The sequence below is a fragment of the Mesorhizobium sp. STM 4661 genome (assembly GCF_000359125.1).
In the GTDB taxonomy this organism is placed as follows: Bacteria; Pseudomonadota; Alphaproteobacteria; order Rhizobiales; family Rhizobiaceae; genus Mesorhizobium.
The window spans coordinates 1-14,876 of sequence record NZ_CAAF010000033.1 but is presented as its reverse complement, the minus strand read 5'-3'; the positions used below and the strand labels follow the sequence as shown (position 1 = coordinate 14,876).

Sequence of the window (14,876 nt, the reverse complement as noted above, 5' to 3'; positions counted from 1 at the left end):
TCAAGGGGGGAGATCAGGCGCGTCGTCACGAAACATTTCTGGTTGGCGCGGATGGTCAGCCGGATCACCTCGGCGGGTATCGCCAGGAAATCCCGCTCGAATTCGCCCATCAGCACGACCGGCCATTCGACCAGCCCGGACACCTCTTCCAGCAACCCCTCGTCCTCAACGAGATCGAGCCCGTTGGCGAAAGCCAGATTCCTGGCATCGGCAAGGATGATCTCCTTGCGCCGGTCGGCATCGAGCACGACCTTGGCCGCTTCCAGCTTGCTCACATAATCATCGAAGCGGCGCACGGTGATTTCGCCCGGCGCGAGAAAACGGTGCCCGTAAGTGATATTGCCCGAGCGGATGCCGTCGATCTCGAAATCGACCACCACCGGTTCCTCGGTCTCCGGGCCGAAGGTGCATAGGATCGATTGCAGCGGCCGCACCCACCGCAATGACCCCGGCTTCGCCGAGGCCGGTCCCCAGCGCATCGATTTCGGCCAGGGGAAGCTGCGAATGATGCCCGGCACCAGTTCGGCAATAATTTGTTCCGCCGCCCTGCCCGGCCTGGAGATATGGGCGACATAGAAATCGCCCTTCTTCGGGTCGGCATGGACATGCGCCTCGGCGACCGAGGCAAGGCCGGCCTTGCGCAGAAAACCCTGGACGGCCTGCTCGGGCGCCTTGGTCGAGGGGCCCTTGATCTCCTCGTTGATGTCCTTCGAGCGCGCGGTCAGGCCGCGAATGTCTGCCGTGAGACGCCGCGGCGTCCAGTATTCGCGCGCCGCCTCATAGGTCAGGCCCGCCTCGACCAGACCGTCGGTCAGCATCTTCCTGAGATCGCCGGCAGCCTTGCGCTGCATGCGGGCGGGGATTTCCTCGGAGCGAAGTTCGAGCAATAAATCCGGCATCAGAGTTTCCCTCCCCGCATGCCTTTTCTTTCTTTGCACGTCCTCGCGCCTGCGGCGCTGCGGGCGTGCGGCTGGGCAGGGATCTCTTCCGAGCGAAGTTCTAAAAGCAGGTCGGGCATTGGTGGGGCTCACGCGGCAAATGGTCCGGGCGGGGCATAGCAACTCGGCTGACCGCTGTCACCCTTCCGCGCAACATCGGGGCATCTACCGGCGATTTCAGAAAAAATTCGGCGGACTGTCGGGCCGAAGCGAGCCCGCTCGTCCTTGGATCAAAGATTTCCATGAACCGAATGCAGCGCTGAAGCGACCCACGCTCAGGCAGAGAGCTATTGGCTGAACGACCATGAAGACCGCATCGACATTCCTGCAGATCCTCGCGCTCAGCGCGTGCTTTGCCGCGCAGGCCCATGGCACGTTCGCGATGCCGGGCGTCAGGCAGGCGCTGCGGACAATGGACGGTGCGAACAGCCAGAGCATACCGCCGATCTCGCTCGAAATTGCACAAAGCGCCTTGAACTAGGCCGCCGACCCGCCCGCTTGCGTCAGCAAAAACGCCTCGCCACAGGCCTTGGCCAGATTGCGCACGCGCAAGATGTAGCTTTGCCGCTCGGTGACCGAGATCACGCCGCGCGCATCGAGCAGGTTGAAGACGTGGCTGGCCTTGATGCACTGGTCATAGGCGGGAAACACCATGCGATGGTTCCCCTCCCCCTTGAGGGGAGGGTGGCCAGACGAAGTCCGGCCGGGAGGGGTCGCTCGGGCAGTGCTCGACGTACTTGTGGTGCCTCCTGAGGCTACCCCCTCTGCCCGCTTCGCGGGCATCTCCCCCTCAAGGGGGGAGAAAGGCGCGCCCGCATCGAGCAGCGCCTTGCACTCGGCTTCGGCGTCGTCAAAGTGCCGGAGCAATATCGACGTGTCGGCGAATTCGAAATTGTGGCGCGAATATTCCTGCTCGGCCTGCAGGAAGACGTCGCCATAGGTCACCTTGTCGGCGCCTTCACGGCCGTTGAAATTGAGGTCGTAGACATTGTCGACGCCCTGCACATACATGGCCAGCCGCTCCAGCCCGTAGGTGAGCTCGCCCGCCACCGGCGCGCATTCGATGCCGCAGACCTGCTGGAAATAGGTGAATTGCGACACTTCCATGCCGTCGCACCAGCATTCCCAGCCCAGCCCCCAGGCGCCCAGCGTCGGGCTTTCCCAATCGTCCTCAACGAAGCGGATGTCGTGCAGCAGCGGGTCGACGCCGATGGCCTTGAGCGAGCCGAGATAGAGCTCCTGAAGATTGGGCGGGTTCGGCTTCAGGATCACCTGATACTGGTAATAGTGCTGCAGCCGGTTCGGGTTCTCGCCGTAGCGCCCGTCCTTGGGCCGGCGCGAGGGCTGCACATAGGCCGCGTTCCAGCGCTTGGGCCCGAGCGCGCGCAGCGTTGTCGCCGGATGAAAGGTGCCGGCGCCGACTTCCATGTCGTAGGGCTGGAGCACGACGCAGCCATAATCCGCCCAGTAATTGTGCAAGGTCAGGATCAGCCCCTGAAACGAGCGGCTGGGATGCAGGGCGGGAACAGCAACAGTCACGGCGGCCTCGACGGGAAAGGCGGGGATGCGGCCCTCCCTAGATGCCTGCACCTCAGGCGTCAAGGCAAAGAGGGTCAGGCCTTTGAGGGTGTTCCCTTCTCCCCTTGTGGGAGAAGGTGGCCGAGCGAAGCTCGGTCGGATGAGGGGTGTTCCAGCTTGGCATCGCCGGCACTCCGGCCAACACCCCTCAACCGTCTCGGCGCTGCGCGCCAATCCACCTTCTCCCACAAGGGGAGAAGGAGAGAAGGGTCAGCCCTTCGGCGCAGGCACCGGCTCGGGCTTCACCTTCGGGGTTTCCTGCGCCGTGTTGGATTCGATCGGCGGCAGGCCCTTCAAAAGCTTCTGCTGCACGGCGGCCAGCACGTCGGGGTCCGGCTTCAGGTCGCGGGCCTGGTTCCACTGGAAGGTGGCTTCCAGCTTGCGGCCGACGCGCCAGTAGGCGTCGCCGAGGTGATCGTTAAGCACCGGATCTTCCGGCTTCAGCGATACGGCCCGCTCCATTTCACGCACCGCGTCGTCGAACCTGCCAAGGCGATAATAGGCCCAGCCCAGCGAATCGACGATGTAGCCGTCGCTTGGCCTGAGATCGACGGCCTTCTGGATCATCTGAAGGCCTTCCTTGAGGTTCATGTTCATATCGACCCAGGAATAGCCGAGATAGTTCAGGACCTGCGGCTGGTCAGGGAACAATTCCAGCGCCTTGCGGAAATTCGGCTCGGCCTTCGGCCATTCCTTCAACCGCTCATAGGCGATGCCGCGCTGGTAGAAGATGTTCCAGTTGGCGCCGGTCGGCGTCTTCAGCACGTCCACCGCCTTGTCGTAGAGATTGGCCGCGGAACGGAAATCCTCCTTCGAGGCGTAGACGCCGCCGAGCGCCAGATAGGCGCGCATGTCGTCGGGATGCGCGTCGACCAGGGCCTTCAGATGGGTGACCGCCTCGTCTTGGCGGTCGAGATCGGCAAGGTTGAGGCCGAGCTGCAGGTCCGAAAGCTCCTTCAGCGGCGAACTGGCCGGAATGCGGCGGTACAGAGCGATGGCGCCTTCGCCATCCTTCAACTGTTCGGCGACGGCCGCAAGCTGGACAAGCGCCGCGTCGCTGTCGGGCTTCAGCGCCAGGGCATATTGCAGATAGAGGCGCACGAACGGCTCGCCGCCGCCGCGATTGAGCGCAGTGGCGAGATCGAGCAGGATTTCCGAGGCGCCGCCCGACGGGCCGGCAACGAAGGGTTCAACCTTCTCGCCCTTGGTGATCTTGTCGCGAAGGGCCGAAATCTCGACCTTGCCGGGCGCGAACGTCTCGGCCTGGTCGAGCACGGAAAGCGCCTTGGCCTTGTCGCCCTTGCGGGCGAGGAAGGAGACGTAGGCCTGTGCGTTGCGCAGCCAGGTTTCGGGCGCGGCACCGCCGGCCGTGGTGTCCTGCAGGGTTGCCGCATAGAGTTCATCCGCCTTTTCGGGCAGGCCCGAGGCGTCGGCGATCAACGCGCGATGGAAGGATTTGAACAGGCCGAACCAGTCGGGCCCCTGCAGCTTGTCGACGAAGGCCAAGGCATCGCTGCTGTCGCCGGCGCCCTGCTTGGCCCAGCCGGTCATGACGCCGGAGATCAGCCGGTCGAGATCGGATTCGAGCGAAAGCTTGAGCCAGTATTCGGCCTTGGAGAAGTCTTTCTTGTGGAAGGAATCGACGGCCAGCGCCAGGCGCGAGAACCGCTCGACGTCGGGAACCGTCTTGAGCTTGTCGGCATAGACCAGGGATTCGTCGAAACGTCCCTGCGCGATCAGCGACAGCATCAGGCTTTGCTGCAACGAGGTGTCGCCGGGGTTGAAGGCGAGCGCCTGCTTGTAGTAGGTGATGGCGTTGTCGAGATCGTTGTCGCCTTCGGCGATCCGCGCGGCGAGATAAGCGCCCGAGAAGGATGTGATCTTGACCGGTTCGGTGGTCTGTTTGGCATAGGCCGGCAGATCGGACACCGCCATAGCCGTCACAATTGCCAGCCCTGCCAGCCAGCGCGCACATCCTTGCCGCATCATATCCCTTTCAGCCTGAGCTCCCGCATCAGCGGGGTCACCGTAGACTCGATCTTTTCCGGGCAAAGCATGGCCTTTTTTGGGTCAAGCATCAATCCGGCCCGAATTCACAATCGGGTCATGCGATTAAGAAAGCATGCGACGAGCGAAACCGCGCCTTCGAATATCGCCATGCGACGTTCCGATGTGACGTTGCTCACTTCGATGCCTCCGATGTTCCCGTAAGCGATGCGTAAGCGGCAGTGGCTGAGAACTGCCGCGACGGAAACGACGCGTGGTGCGTGCAGATGGATGCTCTTGCTTCGCCCAGGAAGGTGCCGATGCTGGAAATGCCGCATGACGGGCAAGCCATTGTCGATTTGATCTACGAAGCGGCCTTCGCCGCCGAGATGTGGTCGGATGCGCTGGAAGCGGCCAGCGCGCTCTCGCGCTCGGCGGGCGGCGCGATTTTCGTGGTCAGCGATCATTCTCCGGTTCGCGCCATCGGCGAGGCGCATATCCAGCCCTTGCTCGACGCGTTCATGGCGAAGGACAACTGGGCGCTTTCCCAGAGCGCGCGGCGCATTTTGAGCGCCCAACCCGCAAGCTTCGTCCGGATCGACGATTTCATGACCGGCGACGAGATCGAGCACGATCCCATCTACACATCCGCCAGAAATTTCGGCGTCGGGTCGCTCGTCTGCACATCGATTTCCATACCCGGCGGAGAGCTTTTCTTGTTTATGTTCCTGCGCTGGCTGAAGGATGGCGATTACGATCAGGCCACGATCGATCTGTTGAACAGGCTGCGTCCTCACCTGGCACGCGCTGGCCTCATTGCCCAGCGCCTGGGTCTGGAACGGGCAGGCACGGCCGTGTCCGTCCTCGGCGACATGGGATTGCCGGCCGCCGTCACAGGCGGATCGGGCCGCGTGCTGTTGGCCAACAGCCTCCTGGACGGGATGGCGGACGTCTTCCTGTCCCTGGCTCATGGCGGCATGGCGCTTGCCGACGAACCGGCAAACGCGCTTTTCCAGCAGGCCGTCGTACTGAACAGGGATAACCGCTTCGTGCGATCCATCCCCGTTTCGGCCACCAAGGGGCGGCCCGCGCTGATCGTTCACCTGTTGCCGTTGCGCCGCGCCGCGCAGGATATTTTTTCGGGCGCCGAAATTCTGGTCGCCGCGACGACGGTAAGCGTCGACACCATCGTTCCGTCGCCGAGCATGCTTTCAGCCCTGTTCGATTTGACGCCGGCGGAAGCCCGGCTCGCCACCGCGCTTGCCTCGGGCCGTTCCACGCAGGAAGCGGCCATGGAAATCGGCGTCGCGGTCAAAACGGCCCGCAGCTATCTCGAACGAATCTTCCGAAAGACCGGGACCAACCGCCAAAGCCAGCTCGTGGCGCTGCTGAAGAGCGCACGATCGTTTTCGTGATCCCGTAAAACTGTTTCCGTCGAAATACGGATGCGCCGACGCCGGAGGTCAATCCGAAAAGGTCGACCGAACAATCCGGCAACTGAGCAAACCCTCGGCTTGCTCAGTTCACCCGGCTGATGCAGAAATCGATGACGTCGATCAGCGCCGATTTCTGCGGCGTTGCCTCGAGCGGCGCCAGCGCGTCGCGGGCGATCTCGCCGAAATGGCGGGCGCGCCCGATCGTGTCGGCGATCGCCCCGTGGCGGGTCATCAGGCCGATCGCCTTTTCCAGCCCGGCGGCGTCGGCGACATTGTCCTCGATGGCGCGCTTCCAGAAGGTGCGCTCGGCCTTGGTGCCGCGCCGATAAGCGAGGATCACCGGCAGCGTCACTTTGCCTTCGCGGAAATCGTCGCCGACATTCTTGCCCAGATCCTTGCTGGTGCCGCCATAATCCAGTGCATCGTCGATCAACTGGAAGGCCAGGCCGAGATTCATGCCATAGGAACGCAGTGCCGCGCGATCGTTGCGCGTCGCCTGGGCGATGACGGGACCGACCTCGGCGGCGGCCGAGAACAGGGCCGCGGTCTTGGCCTTGATGACAGCGAAATGCTCATCCTCGGTGGTTTCAAGGTTCTTGGCGGCGGCAAGCTGCATCACCTCGCCCTCGGCGATGATCGAGGCCGCACTCGACAGGATGTCGAGCGCCTCCAGCGAGCCGACATCGACCATCATGCGGAAAGCCTGGCCGAGCAGGAAATCGCCGACCAGCACGCTCGCCTGGTTGCCCCAGATCATGCGGGCGGTCTTCTTGCCGCGCCGCATGCCGCTCTCGTCGACGACATCGTCGTGAAGGAGCGTGGCCGTGTGCATGAATTCGACCGATGTGGCGAGCTTGACGTGGCCCTCGCCGGAATAGCCGAACATCTGGGCCGAGGCGAGCGTCAGCATCGGCCGCAGCCGCTTGCCGCCGGACGAGATCAAATGGTTTGCGACCTCCGGGATCATCTCGACGTCGGAACCGGCCTTCGACAGGATCAATTCGTTGACCCTCGCCATGTCGGCCGCCGTCAGATCGATGAGATCCTTGATGGACGCAACTTCCCGCTTCCCGTTTTCAATGTTGAGAACGACACCCACGACAAAACTCCCAACCTCAATATGCACGACGGCATGCTGGTCCCTTGAGGGGACTCTAGGGCGGTACACACGGGGGCGGCAAGAGGCGAATTGGCGCGGGTGCTCTGGCGCCTGGGTCCATCCACATTTACATCAACGCTGCAAACTGCGAACCTCGCCCGATGATAGAGCTCATCCGCACCAACGATGCCGTGATCATCTCCTTTGTCGAATCGCTGATGCGCGACGCCGGCATCGGCTGTTTCGTGGCCGACCAGAACATGAGCGTGCTCGACGGGTCGATCGGCATCCTGCCCCGGCGCATCATGGTCGACGCCGATCAGGCAGATGCGGCGCGGCGCATCCTGACGGATGCCGGCATCGCCAACGAAATCCGCGGAAAATAATGTCCGTATCGCGCGCCACCCTTGTCCGCGATACGCCGGCCCATACGGTCGATGCCTTCCATCGCGGGCGCTTCTGGCTGGTGCAGCCGAAACAGGCCGGCCATCGTGCCGGCATGGACGCCATGATGCTGGCCGCTTCAGTACCGTCCGCCTTCAATGGCCGCCTCGCCGATTTCGGCGCTGGCGCCGGTGCCGCAGGCCTCGCGGTGTTGTCGCGCTGTCCGGCGGCCGAGGTGGTGCTCGTCGAACGCTCGCCTGAGATGGCGGGCTTTGCCGCAACCACGCTCGCCCACCCCGGCAACGCCCATCTCGGCGACCGCGCCTCGGTGCTCGCCGCCGATGTCACCTTGTCGGGCCAGGCACGGACGGCCGCAGGTCTTGCCGACAATTCCTTCGATTTCGTCATCATGAACCCGCCCTTCAACGCCGCCGAGGATCGCGCCACGCCCGACGCGCTCAGAAAGGCGGCGCATGTGATGGAAGACGGGCTGTTCGATCACTGGATCCGAAGTGCCGCGGCAGTGGTCAGACCGCGCGGCGGTCTCGCTGTTATTGCCCGGCCGGAGCAGCTCGGCGCCATTCTGGACGCGATGTCGGGCCGTTTCGGCGACGCCGAGATGCTGGCCGTCCACCCGCGCCCCGCGGCGGCGGCGATCCGCATCATGGTCAGGGCAATACTGGGGGCACGCGGAAAACTGTCGATCCGCCCGCCGCTGATGCTGCACGCGCAATCGGGCGACGGCCCAACGGAGCGGACCGAAATGATCAACAATGGACTGGCGTCGCTGTTCGGCGATTGATTGATTGCTGCTGGCCGGCATTGCGGTTGGCCGGCGAATCCCTACATGCCTTCAACTTGTTGACCTGGAGACCTCGTGAAACGCTTCCTCAACCGCCTGCTGCCGAAATCCTGGCGCTCCACCGACGTCGTCATCCCTGTCATCCGGCTGCACGGCACCATCATGGCCGGCGGCGGCCAGTTCCGGCCGAGCCTGTCGCTGGCTTCGACCGCCGGCCTGATCGAAAAGGCGTTCTCATTCGCCGCACCCGCGGTCGCCATCTCGATCAATTCGCCGGGCGGCTCACCGGTGCAGTCGCGGCTGATTTTCAGGCGCATCCGCGACCTGGCGAGCGAGAAGAACAAGAAGGTTCTGGTGTTCGTCGAGGACGTGGCGGCGTCGGGCGGTTACATGATCGCGGTCGCCGGCGACGAGATCTTTGCCGACCCCTCCTCCATCGTCGGCTCGATCGGCGTGGTGTCGGCCTCGTTCGGCTTCCCCGAATTGATGAAGAAGATCGGCGTCGAGCGCCGCGTCCACACCGCCGGCCAGAACAAGGCGGTGCTCGACCCGTTCAAGCCCGAGAAGAAGGAAGATGTCGAGCGGCTGAAGGCGTTGCAGCTCGAGGTCCACGAGACCTTCATCGATCTCGTCAAGGACCGGCGCGGCACAAGGCTCAAGGACGATCCCGACCTGTTCACCGGCCTGTTCTGGACCGGCAAGAAAGGACTGGAGCTCGGCCTTGTCGATGCGCTGGGCGATATGCGCAGCGTGCTGAAGACCCGTTTCGGCGCAAAAACCCAGCTCAAGCTGATCACGGCGCCGCGCGGCCTGTTCGGCCGGTTCGGCCTGTTCGGTTCGCGCCAGGGCTTTTCGGCACCCGATATCGCCGCCGCTGCCGCCAGCGGCGTGGTCGATGCGGCGGAAGAGCGCGCGCTGTGGGCTCGCTTCGGGCTTTGAAAAACCAGTGAAAGCGTCTAGCATAGGCCCCTTAACCGACCCGACCGGCCGCCTTTGCCGCCTTGCGAGGGAGGAGTTTTGACATGCAGATCATTTTCTTCGCCGCCGTCGGGATGCTCGCCTATGTCGGTTACCGCTCCTTCGTCAGGGAAGCCCAGCGCGTGACGGCCAAGATACGGCGCACCGAAAAGCAGGCGGCCAACGGCACGATGGGAACGCTGGTCAAGGATCCGAAGACCGGCGAATACCGCCTGGCCAAGGACTGAAAATCATCTCCCTCGCCGCCGAGACAGTGAATTCCGATCTGCGGACGTGGCATGCGCATGCCAAGATCAACCTTGCGCTGCACGTCACCGGCAAGCGGCCGGATGGCTATCACCTGATCGAGAGCCTCGCCGTGTTCACGCGCTTCGGCGACAGGGTCGAAATCGAACGTGCCGACAGCGACGGGTTTTCCGTTTCCGGCAAATACGCGTCCGCCGTCCCGCTCGATGGCGGCAATCTGGCGGTGAAAGCGCGCGACGCCTTGCGGCAGGAGGCCGGCCTCCAGCACGCGCCGCCGGTTGTTATCCGGCTGGAGAAGAACCTGCCGGTCGCGTCCGGCGTCGGCGGCGGCTCGAGTGATGCCGCGGCGGTGCTGCGCGGGCTCGTGCGGACCTGGGGGCTCGACATCGGCGGTGTCGACCTGGCGCGGATTGGCCTCTCGCTTGGCGCCGACGTTCCGATGTGCCTGGCGGCAAAGCCGCTGATCGCGCGCGGTGTCGGCGACGAGCTGTCGGTCGTGCCGGATTTTCCTGCCCTTGGACTGGTGTTGGTCAATCCGGGTGTCGCCGTCTCCACGGCCGAAATATTCACGGCACTTTCGCGCCGTGACAATGATGGGCTGCCGCCGCTGCCACGCAGTTTCGATTTCCACAGCGTCCGCAACTGGCTGGAAATCACCCGGAACGATCTCGAGCCCGCCGCGCGCGCCATCCAGCCTGCCATCGGCAAGGCGCTTTCGGTGCTGAACAGGGCCGGAGCGGGGTTCGCCCGGATGTCCGGTTCCGGCGCGACCTGTTTCGGGCTGTTCGAGACCGGCAACGTCGCCAAGCGCGCGGCCGTCGATATCCGCAGCCGCCATCCCGACTGGTTCGTCGCCGCGACGCGAAGCATGACATCGGAGGCTGACCGAGATGGCCAGGATTGACGAGAGCCGTCCCTTCATTCCCGTGCGCATCGCGGTGCTGACCGTTTCCGACACGCGCAGCCTTGCCGACGACAAATCCGGCCAGACGCTGGCCGACCGCATCACCGAGGCCGGCCACATCCTTGCCGCCCGCGACATCGTCACCGACGACCGCGAAAAGATCCGCGACACGGTCCTGGCGTGGTCGAGGGACAAAAATATCGATGTCGTCATCACCACCGGCGGCACCGGCTTCACCGGCCGCGACGTGACGCCGGAGGCGCTGGAGCCGATCTTCGAAAAACGCATGGACGGCTTTTCCGAAGTGTTCCACCGCATCTCCTACGACAAGATCGGCACTTCGACGATCCAGAGCCGTGCGACCGGCGGCGTCGTCAACGCCACTTTCGTCTTCGTGCTGCCGGGTTCGCCCGGCGCCTGCAAGGATGCCTGGGACGGTATCCTGAAGCCGCAGCTCGATTACCGGCACATGCCCTGCAATTTCGTCGAGATCATGCCGCGGCTGGATGAGCATCTCAGGCGCGGAAAGACCGGATAGGCAGCGCCTTTAGCGAATGACCGGCTCGCCATGAAAGCGCCGGCGCGAAGGTGGCGAAACACCGAAGCCGACTTCCATCATCAGTCGCGGCGCGCGCGTCGGCACGGTGCCCATGTGGAAACCGAAGGGATCCTCGACAAAGCCGAGACCTGCCTCGCCGGTCAGCGTGACCGGGCTGTCGTCGCCGTAGACCTTCAGAACCTCCTCAGCCGGATGGCCGACGAGAAGCGTCATCTGATGCTTGACGATGCGGCGGTTATGACTGCCCCTGACGTAGACATGCGGACCGGTGCCATCGTCGACCGGCACAAGGTAGAAGAAGAATTTCAGCATGCGCCAATCGTCGAGGTCGAAGTGGTATTTGCCGAGCGAGGCGAGGTTCTTCTCGGCGTCTGAGACCCCGCCCGTCGGAAAGCTCCACCAGACGCGTGTCGTGATCAGCTTCGCCTGGCTGCCGAGATAGTGGGCGGCGATGTCAAGGAGCAGCGGATCACGCTGCACGGCAAGGGCCGCGCCACAGTCGAGGATCCGCTCGAAAAAATGGCCGCTGAGCAGCGGACGGCCGAAGTGCTTCTCGGCCTCGGCATGTTTGGCCGGCAGAAACTCCAGCCTACGGTCGAAATTGCCGAAGCACGACGTGCGTTGCGCAAAGCTGGCGATCTCCTGGTGGATCGGTGACGGCAGGACCAAGCCGGAAAAGAGGCCGTCCGAACGGAGCGCGCCGACGACTGCTTCACGATCGACGCCGGCAAACATCGTTTCCCGGGCTTTTTGTGCCGGCCGAACCGGTTTTGCGCCACGCCAATGCAGCCGGCGCGCCGGCATGGTGCGCGCCAGCACGAACATCGGCAGCCATGCCGGGTTCTCGCGAAGATCCGTCAGATAGGTCGGTATCCGCACCGCGATACGGCGCAGCAGGCTGCCGTTTCGGGCGATCGCCTCGAGGCTCGCAGCGCCAGACTTGTCAGGGCTTGAAAGGGTCATCGGGGTCCTCGGCTATCAAAACAGCATCGACTAAGCACCGTCGCTCACCGCTCCGGCATTGCCCAGACCCTGATATCCCGCATCAAAAGAATGGTAACCCGAGGTCAGATATTGTGCAATGCACAATAGTCGATGGCCTTGGCAAAAGTTCCCCTCCCTGCTTTCGCGGGGGGTAGGAGAAACCTCACTTCGCCGGCGCGACGGAGATCTCGGCGGGGAGCCGCTTTGTCGCGAGGCCGCGTGCAATGGCTTCGGCGCCGCGGGCGCTCTTGGACAAGGCGGCGGCCTGACGCTTGCTGATCACCAGCCCTTCGGCCAACGCCCGGTTTCCCGAAAAGACCCGTGACAGAAACGGCGTGCGGCTGGCACGCGCGCGCGAGAACCGCGCCGGCATGGTTTGCCTGGCCGTATGGGCGGCGACATCGTCGATCCAGCCTTCCGCCAGCCGCGCGCCGGGCTCCAGCATCAGCAGCCAATCGCCCTTGGCCTGCCTGATGCCGGCGGCAATGCCGCCCGTCACATAGTGGCAGCCGGCATGGTCGGCGACGCGATGCGTCTGGTCGGTCGAACCAGTGTCGCAGACAATGACATCGCGCACCACGCCCTCGACCGCGCCGCCAATCAGCGAGGCGAGCGTGCGGGCAAGGCCCTCTTCGTCATTCAGGGTTTCGATGAGAACGCTGAGCATGCTTAGCCGAATAGCGGAAAGCCGGAGGAAGCGCCAGTTTTTGCATTGCAGCACAAAAAGTTCTTGCTTTGTTCTCATCAACGAAATAGGAATAATTTCATGAACAGAGCGATTCGACAACCTGCAGACAGTCCCTGGGAGAGGGCGAAAATGGAACAGATCGTGCGCGCGGACATTGCAGCCTTCGGAGCAGGAAGAGCCGAGATGGCCAATGCGATGATCGAACAGAGCGGGATGCGCGTGCGTCCGGACCGCAATCGCGGCCGTTCCGCCGGCATCAATCCGTCCGGCCGCTTCGAGCCGGTCAGCCGGCATGTCTTCGACGACGGCTGGAATTCGCTGGAGGAGCTGCCGCCGTTCAAGACCGAGGTGCAGGTGGAGAAGCCGCGCACCATCATCACCCGCAACGAATCGCCCGATATTTCCTTCGACCGCTCGATCAACCCCTATCGCGGCTGCGAACATGGCTGCGTCTACTGTTTCGCCAGGCCGACGCACGCCTTCATGGGCCTGTCGCCGGGGCTGGATTTCGAATCGAAGCTGTTCGCCAAGCCGGATGCGGCGCGCATGCTCGACAAGGAACTGTCGAAGGACGGCTACCAGCCGCGCACCATTGCCATCGGCACCAACACCGATCCCTATCAGCCGATCGAGAAGCAGTACCGGATCATGCGCGAGATCCTCGAAGTGCTGGAGGCGCGCGGCCACCCGGTCGGCATCGTCACCAAATCGGCGCTGGTGACGCGCGACATCGACATTCTGTCGCGCATGGCCGAACGCGGGCTGGCCAAGGTGGCACTGTCGGTGACGACGCTCGACCGCATGTTGGCGCGCACCATGGAACCGCGCGCGTCGACGCCGACCAAGCGGCTGGAGGCGATCAGGCAGCTTTCGGATGCCGGCATTCCCGCCTCTGTCATGGTCGCGCCGATCGTCCCTGGCCTGACCGACCAGGAGATGGAGCGCATCCTCGATTCGGCCTACGCGGCTGGCGCCCGCGAGGCCGGCTATGTCCTGCTGCGCCTGCCGCTGGAGGTGGCGCCGATCTTCAAGGACTGGCTGCTGCGCCACTATCCCGACCGCTATCGCCACGTCATGTCGCTGATCCGCTCGATGCGCGACGGCAAGGATTACGATTCGGAATGGGGCAAGCGGATGAAGGGCTCCGGTCCCTATGCCTGGCAGATCGGCAGGCGCTTCGAGATCGCCGCCAAGCGGCTTGGCCTCAATGCCGAGCGGCGGTCGCTCAGGACCGACCGATTCGTCGCCGCCGCCAAGGCAACGGAGCAGTTGATGCTGCTTTGAGGACATCATGTGCCGCCATTGCCGGCGGCATATGAAAAAATTCCGTCCGGCCTGTCTTGTCCCCGGGCTTGCAGACGGTGCCCTCCGGGTCCGGTGCCCCACCTGGCCCGGAGGGGCTTGCGGAGAATCGGAGCTGATGCGAACCTCGCCGCACCATGGCTCGCCAGCATTCCGATTCTCCGCTTCTCTTTGAAATCGTCGAGAGACCCGACTTCTCCTTCGAGACGAAGGCGATGGCCGAAGGCCTGTGGCCGGTGGCGGGCATGGACGAGGCTGGCAGGGGGCCGCTCGCCGGGCCGGTCGTGGCGGCGGCGGTAGTGCTCGACCCCGCCAACATTCCCGATGGTCTCGACGATTCCAAGCGCCTTAGCCATTTGCAGCGCGAGGCGCTGTTCTCGAGAATCCTCGGCTCCGCCTTCGGCGTATCGATGGCCTCGGTCAGCGCCGAAGGCATCGATGACAGCAATATCCTCAGGGCCAGTCTCGAGGCGATGCGCCGCGCTTTGGTCGGCCTGCCGGTGCAGCCGAAACTGGCGCTCGCCGACGGCCGCGACGTGCCGCCGGGCCTGCCCTGCGCCGGACGCGCGCTGATCAAGGGCGACCAGCGCTCGCAGTCGATCGCCGCCGCCTCGATCGTCGCCAAGGTGATGCGCGACCGCATGATGCGCGGCTGCGGCAGCCATCACGCGCTTTACGGTTTCGAGGTCCATATGGGCTATGCCACGGTCCGTCACCGCACGGCCATCGAGGCGCACGGGCCGGTGGCGCGGCTGCACCGCGTGTCCTTCGCCCCGTTCCGGCTCGGCGGGACGGAAGTGGTGGAGGAAGAGGGTCTTGCTGGGTTGGAGTGAGGCGAAGCGGCGGTGACAGCCAATCTCCCCCTTGTGGGGGAGATGTCCGGCAGGACAGAGGGGGGCGCTGTCCCGCCGGCCTCTCAATCATTCATCATTGCGCCATCGGATTTGTTATCGCTCGTTCGCAGGAGACGAAGGCTGGCGATCCTTCGCGCC

General features: G+C 64.1%; 17 protein-coding genes. 10 read left to right on the top strand and 7 right to left on the bottom strand.

The features are described from left to right. Positions 1-899, bottom strand: an 899-nt coding sequence (locus tag MESS4_RS11825) for a glycine--tRNA ligase subunit beta (RefSeq protein WP_036241099.1), incomplete at its 3' end; no start/stop codon positions are given. 343 nt (positions 900-1,242) lie between these two features. Here MESS4_RS11825 and MESS4_RS33935 point away from each other — a divergent pair. Then, complete coding sequence (locus MESS4_RS33935) at positions 1,243-1,419, top strand: hypothetical protein (protein WP_198292750.1); 177 nt, start codon at positions 1,243-1,245, stop codon at positions 1,417-1,419. Here MESS4_RS33935 and MESS4_RS11820 read toward each other — a convergent pair. The 3 genes from MESS4_RS11820 to MESS4_RS34500 all read right to left on the bottom strand — a co-directional run bounded on the left by MESS4_RS11820 (position 1,416) and on the right by MESS4_RS34500 (position 4,969). Next, the gene (locus MESS4_RS11820; RefSeq protein ID WP_036241097.1) at positions 1,416-2,477 is read right to left on the bottom strand and encodes a glycine--tRNA ligase subunit alpha; all 1,062 of its coding nucleotides are present in this window, start codon (positions 2,475-2,477) and stop codon (positions 1,416-1,418) included. The two genes, MESS4_RS33935 and MESS4_RS11820, sit on opposite strands and share 4 nt — an antisense overlap. 249 nt (positions 2,478-2,726) lie before the next feature. Further along, entirely contained in the window at positions 2,727-4,502 is a 1,776-nt protein-coding gene (locus MESS4_RS11815) for a tetratricopeptide repeat protein (RefSeq protein WP_036241096.1), read from the bottom strand. A 107-nt stretch (positions 4,503-4,609) separates the two neighbouring features. Beyond that, complete coding sequence (locus MESS4_RS34500; RefSeq protein WP_244441120.1) at positions 4,610-4,969, bottom strand: hypothetical protein; 360 nt, start codon at positions 4,967-4,969, stop codon at positions 4,610-4,612. Between MESS4_RS34500 and MESS4_RS11810 the strand changes: the two genes are divergently transcribed. Then, positions 4,955-5,917 (top strand): helix-turn-helix transcriptional regulator, encoded by a 963-nt coding sequence (locus MESS4_RS11810; protein ID WP_244441119.1) that lies wholly within the window; start codon positions 4,955-4,957, stop codon positions 5,915-5,917. The two genes, MESS4_RS34500 and MESS4_RS11810, sit on opposite strands and share 15 nt — an antisense overlap. Before the next feature lie 103 nt (positions 5,918-6,020). Here MESS4_RS11810 and MESS4_RS11805 read toward each other — a convergent pair whose 3' ends face one another. Then, on the bottom strand, positions 6,021-7,037 hold the full coding sequence (locus MESS4_RS11805; RefSeq protein WP_006330295.1) for a polyprenyl synthetase family protein: 1,017 nt from the start codon (positions 7,035-7,037) through the stop codon (positions 6,021-6,023). Positions 7,038-7,198: 161 nt separating this feature from the next. Between MESS4_RS11805 and MESS4_RS11800 the strand changes: the two genes are divergently transcribed. The 6 genes from MESS4_RS11800 to moaB all read left to right on the top strand — a co-directional run bounded on the left by MESS4_RS11800 (position 7,199) and on the right by moaB (position 10,889). Next, the gene (locus MESS4_RS11800; RefSeq protein ID WP_006330294.1) at positions 7,199-7,423 is read left to right on the top strand and encodes a DUF2007 domain-containing protein; all 225 of its coding nucleotides are present in this window, start codon (positions 7,199-7,201) and stop codon (positions 7,421-7,423) included. After that, on the top strand, positions 7,423-8,223 hold the full coding sequence (locus MESS4_RS11795) for a tRNA1(Val) (adenine(37)-N6)-methyltransferase (protein WP_006330293.1): 801 nt from the start codon (positions 7,423-7,425) through the stop codon (positions 8,221-8,223). The genes MESS4_RS11800 and MESS4_RS11795 overlap by 1 nt, the downstream gene beginning before the upstream one ends. 75 nt (positions 8,224-8,298) lie before the next feature. Next, a complete protein-coding gene (locus MESS4_RS11790; RefSeq protein ID WP_006330292.1) occupies positions 8,299-9,162 on the top strand; it encodes a S49 family peptidase in 864 nt (287 codons plus the stop codon). Between the two features lie 83 nt (positions 9,163-9,245). Then, complete coding sequence (locus MESS4_RS11785) at positions 9,246-9,428, top strand: hypothetical protein (protein WP_006330291.1); 183 nt, start codon at positions 9,246-9,248, stop codon at positions 9,426-9,428. Between the two features lie 26 nt (positions 9,429-9,454). Continuing rightward, positions 9,455-10,351 (top strand): 4-(cytidine 5'-diphospho)-2-C-methyl-D-erythritol kinase, encoded by an 897-nt coding sequence (locus MESS4_RS11780; protein WP_006330290.1) that lies wholly within the window; start codon positions 9,455-9,457, stop codon positions 10,349-10,351. Then, the gene (gene moaB / locus MESS4_RS11775) at positions 10,338-10,889 is read left to right on the top strand and encodes a molybdenum cofactor biosynthesis protein B (RefSeq protein WP_006330289.1); all 552 of its coding nucleotides are present in this window, start codon (positions 10,338-10,340) and stop codon (positions 10,887-10,889) included. The genes MESS4_RS11780 and moaB overlap by 14 nt, the downstream gene beginning before the upstream one ends. 9 nt (positions 10,890-10,898) lie before the next feature. Here moaB and MESS4_RS11770 read toward each other — a convergent pair whose 3' ends face one another. Both MESS4_RS11770 and MESS4_RS11765 read right to left on the bottom strand, forming a co-directional pair. Continuing rightward, entirely contained in the window at positions 10,899-11,873 is a 975-nt protein-coding gene (locus tag MESS4_RS11770) for a hypothetical protein (protein WP_006330287.1), read from the bottom strand. A gap of 184 nt (positions 11,874-12,057) precedes the next feature. Continuing rightward, positions 12,058-12,561: a glycosyltransferase gene (locus MESS4_RS11765; protein ID WP_006330286.1), complete on the bottom strand. Its 504-nt coding sequence runs from the start codon at positions 12,559-12,561 to the stop codon at positions 12,058-12,060. A gap of 150 nt (positions 12,562-12,711) precedes the next feature. On the opposite strand from MESS4_RS11765, the gene MESS4_RS11760 reads away from it, so the two are divergent. Both MESS4_RS11760 and MESS4_RS11755 read left to right on the top strand, forming a co-directional pair. Continuing rightward, on the top strand, positions 12,712-13,866 hold the full coding sequence (locus MESS4_RS11760) for a PA0069 family radical SAM protein (RefSeq protein ID WP_006330285.1): 1,155 nt from the start codon (positions 12,712-12,714) through the stop codon (positions 13,864-13,866). 155 nt (positions 13,867-14,021) lie between these two features. Beyond that, on the top strand, positions 14,022-14,717 hold the full coding sequence (locus MESS4_RS11755) for a ribonuclease HII (RefSeq protein ID WP_006330284.1): 696 nt from the start codon (positions 14,022-14,024) through the stop codon (positions 14,715-14,717). Positions 14,718-14,876: the final 159 nt, after the last annotated feature.